Annotated in this window: 14 protein-coding genes; 11 read left to right on the forward strand and 3 right to left on the reverse strand. The window is 70.9% G+C overall.

Features of this window, described 5'->3' with window-relative positions; genetic code table 11:
- The first annotated feature begins 203 nt into the window (after nucleotides 1-203).
- The 4 genes from ACIODU_RS08855 (at nucleotide 204) to serA (ending at nucleotide 5,672) form a co-directional block, all read left to right on the forward strand.
- Nucleotides 204-2,054, forward strand: a complete 1,851-nt coding sequence (locus ACIODU_RS08855; RefSeq protein WP_401765554.1) for an acetolactate synthase large subunit — start codon at nucleotides 204-206, stop codon at nucleotides 2,052-2,054.
- Nucleotides 2,055-2,135: 81 nt separating this feature from the next.
- Nucleotides 2,136-2,663: an acetolactate synthase small subunit gene (gene ilvN, locus ACIODU_RS08860; RefSeq protein WP_161311117.1), complete on the forward strand. Its 528-nt coding sequence runs from the start codon at nucleotides 2,136-2,138 to the stop codon at nucleotides 2,661-2,663.
- A 135-nt stretch (nucleotides 2,664-2,798) separates the two neighbouring features.
- A complete protein-coding gene (gene ilvC, locus ACIODU_RS08865; RefSeq protein WP_401765558.1) occupies nucleotides 2,799-3,797 on the forward strand; it encodes a ketol-acid reductoisomerase in 999 nt (332 codons plus the stop codon).
- Between the two features lie 282 nt (nucleotides 3,798-4,079).
- Nucleotides 4,080-5,672 carry a phosphoglycerate dehydrogenase gene (gene serA / locus ACIODU_RS08870; RefSeq protein ID WP_327234336.1) on the forward strand — a complete coding sequence of 531 codons (1,593 nt, stop codon included), beginning with the start codon at nucleotides 4,080-4,082 and terminating at the stop codon, nucleotides 5,670-5,672.
- Between the two features lie 140 nt (nucleotides 5,673-5,812).
- Here serA and ACIODU_RS08875 read toward each other — a convergent pair whose 3' ends face one another.
- On the reverse strand, nucleotides 5,813-6,958 hold the full coding sequence (locus ACIODU_RS08875) for a PucR family transcriptional regulator (RefSeq protein ID WP_401765560.1): 1,146 nt from the start codon (nucleotides 6,956-6,958) through the stop codon (nucleotides 5,813-5,815).
- A gap of 152 nt (nucleotides 6,959-7,110) precedes the next feature.
- Between ACIODU_RS08875 and ACIODU_RS08880 the strand changes: the two genes are divergently transcribed.
- Together ACIODU_RS08880 and pruA are read left to right on the forward strand one after the other, a co-directional pair.
- The gene (locus tag ACIODU_RS08880; protein WP_356428472.1) at nucleotides 7,111-8,037 is read left to right on the forward strand and encodes a proline dehydrogenase family protein; all 927 of its coding nucleotides are present in this window, start codon (nucleotides 7,111-7,113) and stop codon (nucleotides 8,035-8,037) included.
- A gap of 61 nt (nucleotides 8,038-8,098) precedes the next feature.
- Nucleotides 8,099-9,730 (forward strand): L-glutamate gamma-semialdehyde dehydrogenase, encoded by a 1,632-nt coding sequence (gene pruA / locus ACIODU_RS08885; protein ID WP_401765562.1) that lies wholly within the window; start codon nucleotides 8,099-8,101, stop codon nucleotides 9,728-9,730.
- A 142-nt stretch (nucleotides 9,731-9,872) separates the two neighbouring features.
- Here the strand turns inward: pruA and ACIODU_RS08890 are convergent, their stop codons facing one another.
- Entirely contained in the window at nucleotides 9,873-10,712 is an 840-nt protein-coding gene (locus ACIODU_RS08890) for a DUF1206 domain-containing protein (protein ID WP_401765565.1), read from the reverse strand.
- A 386-nt stretch (nucleotides 10,713-11,098) separates the two neighbouring features.
- On the opposite strand from ACIODU_RS08890, the gene ACIODU_RS08895 reads away from it, so the two are divergent.
- The 4 genes from ACIODU_RS08895 (at nucleotide 11,099) to cimA (ending at nucleotide 15,737) form a co-directional block, all read left to right on the forward strand.
- Nucleotides 11,099-11,227: a hypothetical protein gene (locus tag ACIODU_RS08895; protein WP_356428464.1), complete on the forward strand. Its 129-nt coding sequence runs from the start codon at nucleotides 11,099-11,101 to the stop codon at nucleotides 11,225-11,227.
- Nucleotides 11,228-11,359: 132 nt separating this feature from the next.
- Nucleotides 11,360-12,406, forward strand: coding sequence for a 3-isopropylmalate dehydrogenase (locus tag ACIODU_RS08900; RefSeq protein WP_401765568.1), 1,047 nt, complete (start codon nucleotides 11,360-11,362; stop codon nucleotides 12,404-12,406).
- Between the two features lie 228 nt (nucleotides 12,407-12,634).
- A complete protein-coding gene (locus ACIODU_RS08905; RefSeq protein ID WP_356428459.1) occupies nucleotides 12,635-13,726 on the forward strand; it encodes a branched-chain amino acid aminotransferase in 1,092 nt (363 codons plus the stop codon).
- Nucleotides 13,727-14,120: 394 nt separating this feature from the next.
- A complete protein-coding gene (gene cimA / locus ACIODU_RS08910; protein WP_356428457.1) occupies nucleotides 14,121-15,737 on the forward strand; it encodes a citramalate synthase in 1,617 nt (538 codons plus the stop codon).
- A gap of 96 nt (nucleotides 15,738-15,833) precedes the next feature.
- Here the strand turns inward: cimA and ACIODU_RS08915 are convergent, their stop codons facing one another.
- Entirely contained in the window at nucleotides 15,834-17,723 is a 1,890-nt protein-coding gene (locus ACIODU_RS08915) for a ricin-type beta-trefoil lectin domain protein (protein WP_356428454.1), read from the reverse strand.
- A 283-nt stretch (nucleotides 17,724-18,006) separates the two neighbouring features.
- On the opposite strand from ACIODU_RS08915, the gene ACIODU_RS08920 reads away from it, so the two are divergent.
- A complete protein-coding gene (locus tag ACIODU_RS08920; protein ID WP_356428451.1) occupies nucleotides 18,007-18,984 on the forward strand; it encodes a LacI family DNA-binding transcriptional regulator in 978 nt (325 codons plus the stop codon).
- The last annotated feature ends 6 nt before the right edge of the window (nucleotides 18,985-18,990 follow it).

Genomic DNA, 18,990 nt, shown 5'->3' on the forward strand with positions numbered 1-18,990 from the left:
GGCGGGCCGGAGGGAGGGTCAATGCCATGCGCACCCGAATTCTCGTACTTGGCAAGCGCGTCGGCTGAAGCAGAGCCCGTACCGGCTCCGCAGACCGCACCCGACGCGCTCCCCTCGCTTGCCTCCCGGCACGAGGGGTTTTTTGTTGCACCGATACACCCCAAACCCTCGCGTACCCCTTCAGCTTCGAGAAGAGAATGCCGATGACCGACCAGGCCACCGGGGCCCACCATCCGCAGCCGCGGGCCCGTACCGGCGGACCGTCCCCCGCCACCGTCGAGCACGTCACGGGCGCGCAGTCCCTCATCCGCTCGCTGGAGGAAGTGGGGGCCGACACGGTGTTCGGCATCCCCGGCGGCGCCATCCTCCCCGCGTACGACCCGATGATGGACTCCACCCGGGTCCGTCACGTCCTCGTCCGCCACGAGCAGGGCGCGGGCCACGCGGCCACCGGGTACGCCCAGGCCACCGGCAGGGTCGGGGTCTGCATGGCGACCTCGGGACCCGGCGCCACCAACCTGGTCACCCCGATCGCCGACGCGCACATGGACTCCGTGCCGCTCGTCGCGATCACCGGCCAGGTGGCCAGCGCGGCCATCGGCACGGACGCCTTCCAGGAGGCGGACATCGTCGGCATCACCATGCCGATCACCAAGCACAACTTCCTGGTGACCAAGGCCGAGGACATCCCGCGCACCATCGCGGAGGCGTTCCACATCGCGGCCACGGGCCGCCCCGGACCCGTCCTGGTCGACATCGCCAAGGACGCCCTCCAGGCCCGTACCACCTTCAGCTGGCCGCCCGTCCTGGACCTGCCCGGCTACCGCCCGGTCACCAAGCCGCACGCCAAGCAGATCCGCGAGGCCGCCAAGCTGCTCACCGCGGCCAAGCGCCCGGTCCTGTACGTCGGCGGCGGGGTCATGAAGGCCGGCGCCACCGCCGAGCTGCGGGTCCTCGCCGAGCTGACCGGAGCCCCCGTCACCACCACCCTGATGGCGCTGGGCTCGTTCCCCGACAGCCACCCCCTGCACGTGGGGATGCCGGGCATGCACGGTGCGGTCACCGCCGTCACCGCGTTGCAGAAGGCCGACCTGATCGTCGCCCTCGGCGCCCGCTTCGACGACCGCGTCACCGGCAAGCTCGACAGCTTCGCGCCGTACGCCAAGATCGTCCACGCGGACATCGACCCGGCCGAGATCGGCAAGAACCGCGCCGCGGACGTGCCCATCGTCGGGGACGCCCGCGAGGTCCTGGCCGACCTCGTCCAGGCCGTCCAGGCCGAGCACACCGAGGGCAACACCGGTGACTACAGCGCCTGGTGGAAGGACCTCACCCGCTGGCGCGACACGTACCCCCTGGGCTACACCCAGCCCGGCGACGGCAGCCTCTCCCCGCAGCAGGTCATCCAGCGCATCGGCCAACTCGCCCCGGACGACACCATCTACGCGGCGGGCGTCGGCCAACACCAGATGTGGGCCGCGCACTTCATCGACTACGAGCAGCCGGCCACCTGGCTGAACTCGGGCGGCGCCGGGACCATGGGGTACGCGGTGCCCGCCGCGATGGGCGCGAAGGCCGGGCAGCCGGACCGTACCGTCTGGGCGATCGACGGCGACGGCTGCTTCCAGATGACCAATCAGGAACTGGCCACCTGCGCCGTCAACAACATCCCGATCAAGGTCGCGATCATCAACAACGGCGCGCTGGGGATGGTCCGCCAGTGGCAGACCCTCTTCTACAACGAGCGCTACTCCAACACCGTCCTGCACTCCGGCAAGGACTCCGACGGCGAGGTCTGCCGCGGCACCCGCATCCCCGACTTCGTGAAGCTGGCGGAGGCCATGGGCTGCGTCGCGATGCGCTGCGAGTCCCCGGAGGAGCTGGACGCGGTGATCGCCAAGGCCAACGCGATCAACGACCGTCCCGTCGTCGTGGACTTCATCGTCCACGAGGACGCCCAGGTCTGGCCGATGGTCGCCGCGGGTACCTCGAACGACGAGGTCATGGCCGCCCTCGGCGTCCGCCCCGACTTCGGCGAGAACCTGGACGACTGACGCCGGGACAGCAGGCGTCACAGACGAAGACGACAGAGCCGAGAGCCTGAGAGCCCCAGAGAGAGCCCGAGAGAGACAGACATGTCCACCAAGCACACCCTCTCCGTCCTGGTCGAGAACACGCCCGGCATCCTCGCCCGGATCGCCGCGCTGTTCTCCCGCCGCGGCTTCAACATCGACTCGCTCGCCGTCGGTGTCACCGAGCACCCCGACATCTCCCGCATCACCATCGTGGTGAATGTCGACGGGCTGCCCCTGGAACAGGTGACCAAGCAGCTCAACAAGCTGGTGAACGTCCTCAAGATCGTCGAGCTGGAGCCGAACGCGGCGATCCAGCGCGAACTGGTCCTGGTGAAGGTCCGCGCCGACAACGAGACCCGCTCCCAGATCGTCGAAATCGTCCAGCTGTTCCGCGCCAAGACCGTGGACGTCTCACCCGACGCCGTCACGATCGAGGCCACCGGTTCGAGTGACAAGCTCGACGCGATGCTCAAGATGCTGGAGCAGTTCGGCGTCAAGGAACTGGTCCAGTCCGGCACGATCGCCATAGGGCGCGGCGCCCGGTCCATCACGGACCGCAGCCTGCGCGCGCTCGACCGCAGCGCGTAGCGCCCGGCGGCGAAGGGCCCCGGCCGTGGCTCGCATCGCGAGACCGGGACCCCGCCTCACCCCGCCCGTCGTACGGTGGGAAGGCACGACGAACCACCACGCAGAAGCAGAAGTGCACACCAAGGAGAAAAGCCAGTGGCCGAGCTGTTCTACGACGACGACGCCGACCTGTCCATCATCCAGAACCGCAAGGTCGCGGTCATCGGGTACGGCAGCCAGGGCCACGCCCACGCGCTGTCGCTCCGTGACTCGGGTGTCGACGTCAGGGTCGGTCTGCACGAGGGCTCCACGTCCAGGGCGAAGGCCGAGGAGGAGGGTCTGCGCGTCGTGTCGGTGGCGGAGGCCGCCGCTGAGGCCGACGTCATCATGATCCTGGTCCCGGACCCGCTCCAGGGCAAGATCTACGAGGAGTCCATCAAGGACCAGCTCAAGGACGGCGACGCGCTGTTCTTCGGCCACGGTCTCAACATCCGCTACGGCTTCATCAAGCCGCCGGCCAACGTCGACGTGGCCATGGTCGCGCCGAAGGGCCCCGGCCACCTGGTCCGCCGCCAGTACGAAGAGGGCCGCGGCGTGCCCTGCATCGCCGCCGTCGAGCAGGACTTCTCGGGCAAGGCGTTCGCGCTCGCGCTCTCCTACGCGAAGGGGATCGGCGGCACGCGCGCCGGCGTCATCAAGACGACCTTCAAGGAGGAGACGGAGACGGACCTGTTCGGTGAGCAGGCGGTGCTCTGCGGTGGTACGGCGGCGCTGGTCAAGGCGGGCTTCGAGACGCTGACCGAGGCCGGCTACCAGCCGGAGATCGCGTACTTCGAGTGCCTGCACGAGCTGAAGCTGATCGTGGACCTCATGTACGAGGGCGGCCTGGAGAAGATGCGCTGGTCGGTCTCCGAGACCGCCGAGTGGGGCGACTACGTCACCGGCCCCCGCATCATCACCGACCAGACCAAGGCCGAGATGAAGAAGATCCTCGCCGAGATCCAGGACGGGTCCTTCGCCCAGACCTGGATGGACGAGTACCACGGCGGTCTGAAGAAGTACAACGAGTACAAGCAGGCCGACAGCGACAGCCTGCTCGCGACCACCGGCGCGGAGCTGCGCAAGCTCATGAGCTGGGTCGACAACGACGCGTGACCGCGCCCCCGCCGGGGGTCGTTCCCGAGCGCCGGACGGGCCTGGAGCCCGCCCGGCGCCCGGGAACGCGCAGGGGTTTTCGCGTGTGTCTCAGGCAGCTCCGGTACGGGAATCCCGTACGGGTGACGCAGTCGCCGAAGGCGGAAGTCCCCACCCGGTGACAGCACTACACTGCTCAACACCAACGCGTCAGGCCCACAGCGTCGTGCGTCTTCGCGGTCAGACCTCCACCGCATGCGGCCGTCGGGACGGCCGTCCGCAATGGGACTTGTGAGGACTCACGTGAGCTCGAAACCTGTCGTACTCATCGCCGAAGAGCTTTCGCCCGCCACGGTCGACGCGCTCGGCCCGGACTTCGAGATCCGGCACTGCAACGGCGCCGACCGCGCGGAACTGCTGCCCGCCATCGCCGATGTGGACGCGATCCTCGTCCGCTCCGCCACCAAGGTCGACGCCGAGGCCATCGCCGCGGCGCGCAAGCTGCGGGTCGTCGCCCGCGCCGGGGTGGGTCTCGACAACGTCGACGTCTCCGCCGCGACCAAGGCCGGCGTGATGGTCGTGAACGCGCCCACCTCGAACATCGTCACCGCCGCCGAGCTGGCCTGCGGTCTGCTGATCGCCACCGCGCGGCACATCCCGCAGGCCAACACCGCGCTCAAGAACGGTGAGTGGAAGCGCTCCAAGTACACGGGCGTCGAGCTGAGCGAGAAGACCCTCGGGGTCGTCGGCCTCGGCCGCATCGGGGTGCTGGTCGCGCAGCGCATGTCCGCGTTCGGCATGAACATCGTCGCGTACGACCCGTACGTACAGCCGGCCCGCGCCGCGCAGATGGGCGTCAAGCTCCTCACGCTGGACGAACTGCTCGCGGTCGCCGACTTCATCACCGTCCACCTGCCCAAGACCCCCGAGACGCTGGGTCTGATCGGCGACGACGCGCTGCACAAGGTCAAGCCGTCGGTCCGGATCGTCAACGCCGCGCGCGGCGGGATCGTGGACGAGGTGGCGCTCGCCGCCGCCCTCAAGGAGGGCCGCGTCGCGGGCGCCGGTCTGGACGTGTACGCGAAGGAGCCCTGCACGGACTCCCCGCTGTTCGAGTTCGACCAGGTCGTCGCCACCCCGCACCTCGGCGCGTCCACCGACGAGGCGCAGGAGAAGGCGGGCGTCGCGGTCGCCCGTTCCGTACGGCTCGCGCTCGCCGGTGAACTGGTCCCCGACGCGGTCAACGTCCAGGGCGGCGTCATCGCCGAGGACGTACGGCCCGGCCTGCCGCTCGCCGAGAAGCTCGGCCGCATCTTCACCGCCCTCGCGGGCGAGGTCGCGGTCCGGCTCGACGTCGAGGTGTACGGCGAGATCACCCAGCACGACGTGAAGGTGCTCGAACTGTCCGCGCTCAAGGGCGTGTTCGAGGACGTCGTCGCGGAGACGGTCAGCTACGTCAACGCCCCGCTGTTCGCGCAGGAGCGCGGCGTGGAGGTACGGCTCACCACCTCCAGCGAGTCCCCGAACCACCGCAACGTGGTCACCGTCCGCGGCACGCTCGCGGGCGGCGAGGAGGTGTCGGTCTCCGGCACCCTGGCGGGCCCCAAGCACCTCCAGAAGATCGTCGCCATCGGCGACTACGACATCGACGTCGCGCTCGCCGACCACATGGTCGTGCTGCGCTACGAGGACCGCCCCGGCGTCGTCGGCACGGTCGGCCGCATCCTCGGCGAGGCGGGCCTGAACATCGCGGGCATGCAGGTCTCCCGCGCGGAGGAGGGCGGCGAGGCGGTGGTGGTCCTGACGGTGGACGACAACGTCCCCGTCGCGGTCCTGACGGAGATCGCCGAGGAGATCGGCGCGGCCTCGGCCCGCACGGTGAACCTCACCGACTGACACCGACCGACGCGACCCCCGCGGTCCACGTCGTCCTCAAGCGCCGGACGGGCCTCTCGCCCGCCCGGCGCTCGGTCGTCCGCCCGCCCGGTCGGGGCCCGGTGCCTCAGCGGACAGCCGCCCGGGCGCCCCGGATCTCCTCAGAGCCGCGCCGCCTTCAGCCCCATGTGCAGCAGCAGGCGGTCCTCGCCCGAGGCCAGGTCCAGGCCCGTCAGGTGTTCGATGCGGGACAGGCGGTAGTAGAGCGTCTGCCGGTGGATGCCCAGGGCCGCCGCCGTGCGGCCCGCCTGGCCCGCGCAGTCGAGGTAGACCTCGGCGGTGTGGGCCAGTTCGCTGTGGGCCGGGGTCAGGAGGGGGCTCACCGCCGGGTCCGGGGTCGCGGGGAGGGCGGTGAGGAGGCGGTACGGGCCCATCGCCGGCCACTGGGCGACCGGGCCCAGTCGGGGCTGGGCCACCGCCGCGCGGGCCGCCGCGACCGCCTCCTGCCAGGCCGCGGGCAGGTCGGACGGGCCGCGCCGGGGAGCCGAGGCGCCCGCCGCCGTGTCCTGGCCCGCGCCCCCGTGCAGCCGGGCCACCGCCGCCAGCGCCGGGGTGAGGGCGTCCGGCGAGCGCAGCCGTACGAGCAGGGCCAGCGCCGCCTCGCCGCCGTACGGCAGCCCGCCGTGGGGGAGCGTGCAGAGCGCGGCCGTCCCCGGCACCGCCCGTACCGACGGCTCCTCGTCGCGCCACGGCGCCACGCACACCACCACGTGCGGCCCCTCCGCGCCCGGCCCGAGCGCCGTGCGCAGCGCCGTCACCGCCGCCTCGCGCTGCCAGCCGGGCCCGGCGGTCAGCACCGCCCGCAGCTCGCGCGCCAGGTCTGTGCCCGCCTTGACCTCCTCGGCGAGCAGGTCACCGATCCGGGCGGTCACCTCCATGGCCGCCGCCAGCCGGGCCGTGCCCGGCCCCGGGTCGGAGTCGTCCAGCAGCCACACGTACCCCAGCACCATGCCCCGGTGCCGTACGGGCAGGCAGATCCGGCCCCGGAAGACCCCCGCGTCCGGGGCCGCCGGGATCCGGACGGGGCCGGTGGCCCGCGTGATGCCGAAGCCCTCGAACCAGGCGCGGACCGCCGGGGTCGACTTGCGCGTCACGATCGACCGGGTCCTGACCGGGTCCATCGCCGTGTCGTCCTCCGTGTCGTGCGCGCCGAAGGCGATCAGTCCGAAGTCGCGGTTCTCCAGCGTCGCGGGGACGCCGAGCAGCGCCGAGATCTCATCCACCAGGTCCTGGTAATCGCCCTTCATCCGGACATTCTCGCACCGCTCTCAGACAGATGTATGAGATCCCGCCCACGGATGCGTGACAGCTGTCGATGGCAGAGGATCGGACCGCTCCCTAGATTCTGAGCCGACGCCCGAAACGCACCGGGCGGTCGTACTCACCGTGGAGGTGCCCCGTGCTGGGTCCCGTGATCCTGGCCGCCTCGCGCAGCGGCTCCCTGCGCCGGGCCGTCTCGGCCGCCCCGGTCACCAAGCCCGTGGTGGACCGGTTCATCGCCGGTGAGTCGATCGAGGAGACGGCCCCCGTCGTCCGGTCCATGGCGGCCCGCGGCCTGGAGGTCACCCTCGACGTCCTCGGCGAGGACATCACCGACCCGGCGGAGGCGCTGCGCGCCCGGGACGCGTACCTCCGGCTGGTCGAGGCCCTGGAGCCGCTGGAGCTGGGCGCCCGCGCCGAGATGTCCGTGAAGCTGTCCTCCTTCGGCCAGGCCCTGCCCGGCGGCCACGACCTCGCGCTCAAGAACGTCACCGCCGTCGTCGAGGCCGCCGCCGCCATCGGCACCACGGTCACCCTCGACATGGAGGACCACACCACCGTCGACTCGACCCTCGCCATCCACGCCGAGGTCCGCCGGGAGTTCCCGCAGACCGGTGCCGTCGTCCAGTCGTACCTCTTCCGTACGGAGGACGACTGCCGCGCGCTGTCGGACGCCGGCGCGCGCGTCCGGCTCGTCAAGGGCGCCTACAAGGAGCCCGCCTCCGTCGCGTACCAGGACAAGGCCGACGTCGACAGGGCGTACGTCCGGAGCCTGCGGATCCTCATGGAGGGCGGCGGCTACCCCATGGCCGGCACCCACGACCCCCGGATCATCGCGATCGCCCAGGACCTCGCGCACCGCGCGGGCCGCAAGCCCGACGAGTACGAGTTCCAGATGCTGTACGGCATCCGCGAGGCCGAGCAGGTGCGGCTGGCCGCCGAGGGCCACCGGATGCGTGTCTACATCGCGTACGGCACCGACTGGTACGGCTACTTCATGCGCCGCCTCGCCGAGCGCCCCGCCAACCTCGCGTTCTTCCTGCGCTCGATCGTCAGCCGTGGCTGACTCCCCCCCCGACCGCACCGCCGATGAAGCCGATGAAGCTGCTGAAGGAGATCCGCCACCCATGGACGCTGTGACACAGGTTCCGGCGCCGGTCAACGAACCGGTGCACGGCTACGCCCCCGGGTCGCCCGAGCGCGCCCTGCTGGAGGCGAAGCTCAAGGAACTGGCCGAGAACCCCGTCGACCTGCCGATGACCATCGGCGGCGTGAAGCGGATGGGCGGCGGCGCGCGGGTCGACGTCGTCCAGCCCCACCGCCACGAGGCGGTGCTCGGTACGTTCGCCGGCGCCACGGAGCAGGACGCCCGGGACGCGGTCGACGCGGCCCTCGCCGCCGCCCCGGCCTGGCGCGCCATGGCCTTCGACGACCGCGCGGCGATCATCCTGCGCGCCGCCGAGCTGCTGGCGGGCCCCTGGCGCGAGACGCTGGCCGCCGCGACCATGCTCGGCCAGTCGAAGACCGCGCAGCAGGCGGAGATCGACTGCCCCTGCGAGCTGGTCGACTTCTGGCGTTTCAACGTCGCGTACGCCCGTGACCTGCTCGCCGAGCAGCCGCCGGCCAACTCGCCCGGTGTGTGGAACCGGCTCGACCACCGCCCGCTCGAAGGCTTCGTCTACGCGATCACGCCGTTCAACTTCTCCGCCATCGCGGGCAACCTGCCGACCGCGCCCGCCCTGATGGGCAACGTCGTCGTCTGGAAGCCGTCGCCCACCCAGACCCTCGCGGCCGTGCTGCTGATGGAACTGCTGGAGGAGGCCGGGCTGCCCAAGGGCGTCATCAACCTGGTGACCGGGGACGGGATCGCGGTGTCCGAGGTGGCGCTGCGCCACCGCGACCTCGCGGGCATCCACTTCACCGGCTCGACGAAGACCTTCCAGCACCTGTGGAAGACGGTCGGCGAGAACATCGAGACGTACCGCTCGTACCCCCGGATCGTCGGCGAGACCGGCGGCAAGGACTTCGTCGTCGCCCACCCGAGCGCCGACCCCGCGATCCTCAAGACCGCGCTGACCAGGGGCTCGTTCGAGTACCAGGGCCAGAAGTGCTCGGCGTCCTCGCGCGCGTACATCCCCGCGTCGATCTGGGACAACGGCTTCAAGGAGCGGTTCGCCGCCGAGGTGGACTCGCTCACCATGGGCGACGTCACGGACCTCGGGCACTTCATGGGCGCCGTCATCGACGAGCGCGCCTTCGCGAAGAACAGGGCCGCGATCGACCGCGCCGCCGCCGACCCCACCTGCACGATTGTCGCGGGCGGGACGTACGACGACTCCGTGGGGTACTTCGTCCGGCCGACGGTCATCGTGTGCACCGACCCGGAGAACGAGGTCTTCACGACCGAGTACTTCGGCCCGATCCTCGCCGTGCACGTCTACGACGACGCCGACTACGACAGCGTCCTCACGCAGCTGGAGTCGGTCTCGGCGTACGCGCTGACCGGCTCGGTCATCGCCAACGACCGCGCGGCGGCGGCCCGGACGATGGAGAAGCTGCGCTACGCGGCCGGCAACTTCTACATCAACGACAAGTCCACCGGCGCCGTCGTCGGCCAGCAGCCCTTCGGCGGCGGGCGCGCGTCCGGCACCAACGACAAGGCGGGCGCCCCGCAGAACCTGATGCGCTGGACGCTGACCCGCGCCATCAAGGAGACGCTGGTCCCGCCGACGGACTACCGCTACCCGCACATGGGCTGACCGGCCCGGGCCCCTTCCGGGGCCCCGAAAACCCCCGCCCCCGCACCGGCGCCCCCCTCCGGAGCGGGGGCGGTGTCGTGCCTCCGTACGGGAGAGGGGCGCCGGTGCGGAGGCGGTACGCGTCCAGGGGCCGGCGGGCCGGTCAGACCCGGCGCCAGCGGGCCATCGCGAACGAGAAGACACCGAACAGCACCAGCCCGGTCGCGACGAGCGCCAGCAGCCACGGGCCGGCCGGGGTGTCGGTGAACGAACGCAGCGTGTCGTCGAAGCCCTTGGCCTTGTCCGGCTCGTACGTCACCGCCGCCTGGATCACGAACCCGCCGATCGCGGCGAACAGGATCCCGCGCCCGGCACCCCCGCCGACGCCCGTCACGTCGACCAGCTGCCGGGTCCTGCGGGACATCTCACCGAGCTTCAGGTGCTTGTGGTACGAGCGCATCACCGCGCGCGTCCCGACCCACAGGCCCGCGACGACTATGCCCGCGCCGGCGATCCCCACGATCCACTGGCCGCCGGGCCAGCTCAGCGCCCGCGCGGTGATGTCCTGCGACTGCTGGTCGCCGGACCCGCTGCCGCTGCTCTTCTCCCCGGCGGCGAACGCCAGGACCGAGTAGGCGACAAAACCGTAGAAGACGAAGCGGCCCGCCGACATCAGCCGCTTGCCCGGCTTCTGGCCGTCGGGGCCCGCCGCGCCCACGATCGCCTCCGAGAGGCGCCACAGCGCCATCCCGACGAGGCCGATCCCGAGGGCCCAGAGCAGGACCGACCCCATCGGCTGCTTCGCCAGCTCGGCGAGCGCGCCCCCGCGGTCGGCCTGTTCGCCGCCCCCGCCGAAGGCGATGCGCAGTGCCAGGATCCCGATGAGCAGATAGATCACGCCCCGTGCGGCGAACCCCCAGCGGGCTGCCCCGTCCATCACCGAGCTGTTCGCCGCCTGCCGCGCCTTGCCCTGGCCACTGTGTGAAACCGTCTGTGCGTCCATGGTGAACCTCCGCTGTCCGGGTGCCCCGGCCCGCCCGGCGGAAACGGCTGCCCAGGGGGTTCACGCGGCGGCCGCCCGGCAGCCGTCCCGGCGCTCACCGGCAGTCACCCCGGCACCCGCCCGGCACCGCCCCGGCACCTTTCCGTGATCGCCGTCTCAGATAGTAGGAAGTCCGAGTAAAGAGAAGACAGGGCGGCCCCGCTCGCCTAGCTTGGAATGAGCCGAACGTCTCGCTTCATCGAGCGAACGCGGTGGACGGCACGCGCCCCCACGCAGGCAACCCCTGCCGCGTATGCCTCCCCGCCCCTTCCGGCGCCTCGTAGACGCATCATGCGGCCCCCGTGCCGCATGTCTCCGCTCTCCGCTGCCTCAAGGAGTCGATCAACATGGCCGAGACCACCATCCGCCGCGTCCGTCACACTCCCCGCACGAGCGAGTCCGAGCGCAAGAACGCCGCCGCGGCGCTCCAGCGCGCCCTCGACCGCAGGGACAACGGCGGCTCGACGGGCCACTGAGCCCCTGTCAGGACCCCTGGCGGGACCTCTGTCGAGCCCCCGTCAGGACCGCGCTGCCCATGGAGATTGACATCCGTGTCCACGGAATGGACACGCGATGTCAATCCATGGGACGCGGAGTAGGGTGCCGCTATGTCTCGCAGCATCAATCTCGCAGTGATCCCCGGTGACGGCATCGGTCAGGAGGTCGTCGCCCAGGGCCTCAAGGTCCTGCGTGCCGTCCTCCCGCAGGATGTGAAGCTGGAGACCAAGGAGTACGACCTCGGCGCGGGCCGCTGGCACCGGACCGGGGAGACCCTTCCGGACGCGGACCTCGACGCCCTCAAGGGCCACGACGCCATCCTGCTCGGCGCGATCGGCGACCCGAGCGTGCCGTCCGGCGTCCTGGAGCGCGGCCTCCTCCTCAAGCTGCGCTTCGCCTTCGACCACTACGTGAACCTGCGTCCGTCGAAGCTGTTCCCGAACACCGCGACCCCGCTGGCCGGCCGCCCCGCCATCGACTTCGTCGTCGTCCGCGAGGGCACCGAAGGCCCGTACACGGGCAACGGCGGCTCGCTGCGCACCGGCACACCCGCCGAGGTGGCCACGGAAGTGAGCCTCAACACGGCGTACGGCGTGGAACGGGTCGTCAGGGACGCGTACGCGCGCGCCGCCGCCCGCCCCCGCAAGAAGCTGACGCTGGTCCACAAGAACAACGTCCTCGTCTACGCCGGCCACCTGTGGAAGAACATCTTCGACCGGGTGGGCCAGGAGTTCCCCGAGGTCACCACCGACTACCTGCACGTCGACGCCGCGACGATCTTCTTCGTCACCCAGCCCGAGCGCTTCGACGTGATCGTGACCGACAACCTCTTCGGTGACATCCTCACCGACCTGGCCGCCGCCATCAGCGGGGGCATCGGCCTGGCCGCGTCCGCGAACATCAATCCGGACCGTACGTTCCCCTCGATGTTCGAGCCGGTGCACGGCTCCGCGCCGGACATCGCGGGCCAGGGGAAGGCCGACCCCACCGCCACCGTCCTCTCCGTCGCCCTCCTGCTGCGCCACCTCGGCCTCGACGCCGAGGCCGTCCGGATCGAGGAGGCCGTCGCGGCCGACCTCGCCGGGCGTGACGGTTCCGCGGCCGCGCGGACGACCGACGAGATCGGTGACGCGCTCGCCGTACGCGTAGCGAGCTGACCCGCCGCGACTTCCGACAGCCGCCGGGTCCTGTGACCCGGCGGCTGTGCTTTTGCGGCCTCCGGGTGACACCATCATCCCAGGACCGCATTCACTCGTTCCGGTCATGCCCCCACCCCGCTCTCCACGGCGGGGCGGTCGCCCGCCCGCATACTCGGACGTCCTAGTAGAGCCGTAGCGGCGTGAACGCGGTCCGTCACACACAACCGGTGAAGGACGAGAGTATTCATGACCACGCCCACGACCACCCTGGAGCTCAAGCCCTCCGCGCACCCGCTGTCCGACGCCGAGCGGGAGCGGATCCTCGCCAACCCCGGGTTCGGCCGCCACTTCACCGACAACATGGTGACGGTGAAGTGGGCCGAGGGCCGCGGCTGGCACGACGCCGAGCTGGTGCCGTACGCCCCGCTGTCGCTCGACCCGGCCAACATGACCCTGCACTACGCGCAGACGATCTTCGAGGGGCTCAAGGCGTACCGGCAGGTGGACGGCTCCGTCGCCACCTTCCGCCCGGAGGAGAACGCGCGCCGCTTCCAGCGCTCCGCGCGCCGGATGGCGATGCCCGAGCTGCCCGTGGAGACGTTCGTCGCCGCGGTGGACGCGCTCATCGGCCAGGACCGCGCGTGGGTGCCCGGCGTCGGTGAGGAATCCCTCTACATCCGGCCGTTCATGTTCGCGACGGAGGTCGGCGTCGGCGTGCGGCCGGCCAACGAGTTCCTCTTCATGGTCATCGCGTCCCCGGCCGGGGCGTACTTCGCCGGCGGCGTGAAGCCGGTCTCCGTCTGGCTGTCCGAGGAGTACGTGCGCGCCGCCCCCGGCGGCACGGGCGAGGCGAAGGCCGGCGGCAACTACGCCGCGTCCCTCATCGCCCAGGCCGAGGCCACGAAGCACGGCTGCGACCAGGTGGTCTGGCTGGACGCGACCGAGCGGCGCTGGATCGAGGAGATGGGCACCAACAACCTCTTCTTCGTGTACGGCGACCGGCTCATGACGCCCGAGCTGACCGGCACCCTGCTCGCCGGGGTCACCCGCGACTCGGTCCTGAAGATCGCCGCCGACCTGGGGTACGAGGTCACCGAGGGCCGCCTGACCGTCGACGACTGGCGCACCGGCAACGCCGACGGCTCCCTCACCGAGGTCTTCGCGTGCGGCACCGCCGCCGTCATCACCCCCGTCGGCACGGTCCACTCCGCGCGCGGCGGCTGGACGGTGGCGGACGGCCGCCCCGGCGAGGTCACGATGAAGGTGCGCAAGGCCCTGCTGGAGATCCAGTCGGGCGCCGCGCCGGACGTCCACGGCTGGCGCCACCACGTCGCCTGACCCGGCCGGCCCGACCCCGTCGGCCTGACCGGTGGTACGTACGAGGACCCGCATCCCGCACCGCCGGGGTGCGGGTCCCGCTACGCTGGCGGCCGGAGGACGCGGGGAAGATGATCGACCGCATCGTGAGACAGGGGCTCCGTAAAGTGACCAGACGTGCGAAAATCGGCTGGTGCTCTCGTTCGTCATGATTATTGGCAGCAAGCGCGCCGGTCCGCAGTGACCGCCCCGTAGACCAGTACGGAGCGGACATCGAGCCTCGGACCCGCGCGCAGACCTCTCGCATCCGCGAGGGGTTTTTTCGTTTTCCGGCCCCACCCCGGCCGGAGGCGGACCGCGCGGGGAGACGGGGGCAGGTGGAGCCAGACCATCCACTCAACAGGAGCAGGACACCATGACCACAGAGTCCACGGGGCCCACGGGGAACGACGACAGTTTTCATGTCTTCGACACGACGCTGCGGGACGGCGCCCAGCGCGAGGGCATCAACCTGACGGTCGCCGACAAGCTGGCCATCGCACGTTACCTGGACGAATTCGGCGTGGGCTTCATCGAGGGCGGCTGGCCGGGGGCCAACCCGCGCGACACCGAGTTCTTCGCCCGGGCCCGGCAGGAGATCGACTTCCGGCACGCCCGGCTCGTCGCCTTCGGCTCCACCCGCCGCCCCGGCGCCAAGGCCTCCGAGGACCCGCAGGTCAGGGCGCTCGTGGAGTCCGGCGCCCCGGTGGTCACGCTGGTCGCCAAGTCGCACGACCGGCATGTCGAACTGGCGCTGCGCACCACCCTCGACGAGAACCTCGCGATGATCCGCGACACCGTGTCGTACCTCCGCGAGCAGGACCGGCGGGTCTTCGTCGACTGCGAGCACTTCTTCGACGGCTACCGCGCCAACGCCGAGTACGCCAAGTCCGTGGTACGGGCCGCCGCCGAGGCCGGCGCGGACGTCGTGGTGCTCTGCGACACGAACGGCGGCATGCTGCCCGCCCAGATCCAGGCCGTCGTCGCCACCGTCCTCGCCGACACCGGCGCCCGGCTCGGCATCCACGCCCAGGACGACACCGGCTGCGCGGTCGCCAACACCCTCGCCGCCGTCGACGCGGGCGCCACCCACGTCCAGTGCACGGCCAACGGGTACGGGGAGCGCGTCGGCAACGCCAACCTCTTCCCGGTCGTCGCCGCGCTGGAGCTCAAGTACGACCAGCGGGTCCTGCCCCCCGGCGCGCTCGCCGAGATGACCCGGATCTCGCACGCCATCGCCGAGGTCGTCAACCTCGTCCCCTCCACCCACCAGCCGTACGTCGGGGTCTCGGCCTTCGCGCACAAGGCCGGCCTGCACGCCTCCGCGATCAAGGTCGACCCCGACCTGTACCAGCACATCGCCCCCGAGCTGGTCGGCAACACCATGCGGATGCTGGTCTCCGACATGGCGGGCCGCGCCTCCATCGAGCTCAAGGGCAAGGAGCTGGGCGTCGACCTCGGCGGCGACCGCGACCTGGTCGCGCGGGTGGTCGGCCGGGTCAAGGAGCGCGAACTCCAGGGGTACACCTACGAGGCCGCCGACGCCTCCTTCGAGCTGCTGCTGCGCGAGGAGGCCGAGGGGAAGCCGCGCGTCTACTTCCGTACGGAGTCCTGGCGCGCGATCGTCGAGGACCGCCCGGACGGCACGCACGCCAACGAGGCCACGGTGAAGATCTGGGCGAAGGGCGAGCGGATCGTCGCCACCGCCGAGGGGAACGGCCCGGTCAACGCGCTGGACCGGGCGATGCGGGTCGGGCTGGAGCGGATCTACCCGCAGCTCGCCAAGTTCCAGCTGGTGGACTACAAGGTCCGCATCCTGGAGGGCACGCACGGCACCGACTCCACCACGCGGGTGCTGGTCACCACGTCGGACGGGACGGCCGAGTGGGCCACGGTCGGGGTCGCGGAGAACGTCATCGCGGCGTCCTGGCAGGCGCTGGAGGACGCGTACACGTACGGGCTGCTGCGGGCCGGGGCCGAGCCGGCCGCGTGAGACCACCCGGCGGGGTGACCGGACACGACGCCGGACGGGCTGCTTCCAGCCCGTCCGGCGTTTCCGTGCGGAGATCTCAGCGATCCGGTACGGCTCCTACTGGAGGCGCCACTTCTGGTTGGACGCCCCGGTGCAGGTCCAGATCTGCGCGCGGGCCCCGTTCGCCGACGAGTTCCCCGTCACGTCGAGGCACTTGTTCGCCCCGAGGTTGACGATGTCGCCCGATCCGGAGTTGTACGTGAACTGCTGGGCGGCGGTGCCGTTGCAGTCGTACAGCTGCACCTTCGCGCCGTCCGCCGTGGAGGCGGCCGTCACGTCCAGGCACTTGCCGAGCGTCCTGATGGTGTTGTCCGTGCCGACGGTCCAGTTCTGGGCCGCCGAGCCGTTGCAGTCGTAGAGCTGCACGGCGGTGCCGTTGGCGCTCGAACCGGACGCCGCGTCCAGGCACTTGCCCGCGAGGCCCCGGAAGGTGCCCGTCGAGCCGGTGCCGCCCCCGCCGCCCGCCTGGGTGCCCGACCAGGTGAACGTCGCCGACGTCTTGCCGGGGAGCGAGTAACTGAAGTTCTGGCCGCCCCAGTTGACCCGGAGGGTCTGCGCCGCAGTGCCGTCGTTGTACGCGATCAGCGCCTTCGAGCCGTCCGTGTTGCGCCAGGCCACGTTCGGGACGGTGCCGCTGGCGGTGGAGGCGATCCGCGAGGCGCCCGGCTTCACGAACTTCGTGAGGTGGCCCATCGTGTAGTACTCGATGTTGTAGTCGACCTGGCCGTGCCGGCTGTCGCCGTTGTGGACCGTGATCAGACCGTCGCAGGTGCCGCAACCGCCGTTGTGGGGACCGCGGTTCTGGTCCACCGCGAGGGACCACTTGGTCACCGACTTCGCCCAGTTGCGGGTGTAGTCGATGATGTTGTTCATGTCCTCGCGCTGCTGGTTGGCGATCCACTCGCCACCGGAGTGCTCCGTCTGGAACGCGTCCATCGTGGGGTACTGGTTGTGCACGGTGGTCTGCTTGGCGATGTCGCCGCCGTAGCCGTGCCAGGCGACCCCGCCGAAGTTCGGGTGGCTGCGGACCGCCGGGTCGTTCACGGTCTCCGCGGCGTACGCGTCGTACGTGTCCCAGTTCCAGTCGTGCGCCAGCACCTTGGTGGGCAGGCCGGCGGCCTGGAGCTTGGGCAGCAGGTTGCTCTTGGTGAAGTAGGCCAGGCCGGAGCCGTTCCAGCTCATCGACGGGTAGCCCGCACAGCACGTCGGCTCGTTCTGCGCCGTGACGTAGTCGATCGGGATGCCCTGGTCGCGGTAGGCCTGGAGGTACTTGACGAAGTAGTCGGCGTACGTGCCGTAGTTCTCCGCCTTCAGCCAGCCGCCGTTGAGCTGCCCGCTGTCCTTCATCCAGGCGGGGGCGGTCCAGGGCGACGCCACGTTGGTCATGGCCGGATTCAGCTGCTTCGCCTGCTTGGTCAGCGGCAGGACGGCCCGGAGGTCGTGGGCGATCGAGAACTTCGACAGCGTGGGGTCGGTCTGGCCCGCCGGCACGTCGTCGTACGTGTAGCCGAAGCGGGCCAGGTCGGAGCCGCCCATCGGGTTCCGGTTGAAGGACAGCCCGATGCCGTCGGTGGGGGAGAAGAGCTTCCTCATCGTGGCGTCGAGGGTGGCCTGCGAGAGCGCGCCGCTCTCCTTCATCAGGTACGCGGCGGTGTCGGTGAAGGACGCGCCGCCGCCCGTGAAGGTCTGGTAGCGGGTGTTCTCGTCGACGGTCACGTTCGTGCCGCTGCCGCCGTTGCCCGACTGGAAGGTGACGGGGGTCTGCTGCTGGAGACCCCGGGTGACGACCCGGCCGCGCGCGTCGCTCGTGGTCGTCAGATAGATGTTGACCTGCTCGCCCGCGGCCTGGGCCGGCCCGGCGGACAGGCCGGTGAGCCCGGCCGTGGCCAGGGCGCCCGCGAGGAGGACCCTCGTCAGACGCCGTCCTTGAGCACTCGATCTCGCCATGTTGCTGCTGCCCTTCTTGGCACAGAGGTGGGGGGTTACGCGATGGTGCCTGCGGCGTGAGTGAACTGCTGTTGCGAACTCCCGTCAAGGGGCGGCGCATTCACAACCTGAACGCATAACTCCCTTGGCCCGCTACTGGCCTGCTGTGCACCAAAGGTGCGGACCAATCTCGACGTGAAGTATTGACGGCAGTGTTGCCTCCCGGTTAACTCACCGCCCAACGCCCGGTACCGGTTCCGGAAGCGGTTGCGGTACCGGTTCCACCTCGACGCGGAGGCCCCCCATGCGTGTCACGATCGCCGACGTCGCCCGCCAGGCGGGTGTCAGCAAGACGACCGTGTCCCGCGTCATCAACACCAAGGGCGAGGTCGACGGCGGTACGGCGGCCCGCGTCCGCGCGGTCATCGCGCAGCTCGGGTACGTACCGAGCTCGGGCGCCGTCGGACTGGCCCGCGGGAGCAGCCGTACGGTCGGCATGCTGGTGCCCTCGCTGACCTGGCCGTGGATGGGCGAGGTGCTCCAGGGGGTGGTCGACACCGTGGAGGCCGCGGGGTACGGGCTGCTGCTGTTCACCTGCAACCGGGGTGCTGAATCGGTTCAGCGGTTCACCACCCAGGTCACCGCCCGCGCCTTCGACGGACTGCTCGTCGTCGAACCGGAGAACACCCTCGACACCATCATCGGCCTGCACCGCCAGGGCCTGCCCGTCGTCCTGATCGACGACCGCGGCAGCCACCCCGAGGACTTCCCCTCCGTCGTGACCACCAATTTCGAGGGAGGCGCGTCGGCGGCCCGCCATCTGCTGGCCGACGGGCGCACCAAGCCGCTGGTCATCACGGGCCCGGCCCACTTCGGGTGTGTACGGGACCGGCTCGCCGGCTTCCGGCACGTCCTGCCCACCGACCGGGTCGTGGTCGGCGACTTCACCGAGCTGTCCGGACGGCTCGCGGTCGAGAAACTCCTCAACGGCCGGGTCCCGTTCGACGCGGTGTTCGCGCACAACGACATCAGCGCGGCCGGCGCCCTGCGGGCCCTGCGGGCCGCCGGGCGGACCGTCCCCGACGACATCGCCGTGGTCGGCTTCGACAACATCCCGATGGCCCGGCACACCGAGCCTCCGCTGACGACCGTCCGCCAGCCCGCCCGGCAGATGGGCGAGACGGCGGCGCGGATGCTGCTGGAACACCTCGGCGGGGCCGCCGCCCCCGACGAACCGGTCGTCCTGCCCACCGAGCTCGTGGTGAGGCAATCGGCGCCGTAACCGGAC

Origin of the sequence: Streptomyces sp. NPDC088261 (assembly GCF_044740805.1) — a bacterium.
Classification (GTDB): domain Bacteria; phylum Actinomycetota; class Actinomycetes; order Streptomycetales; family Streptomycetaceae; genus Streptomyces.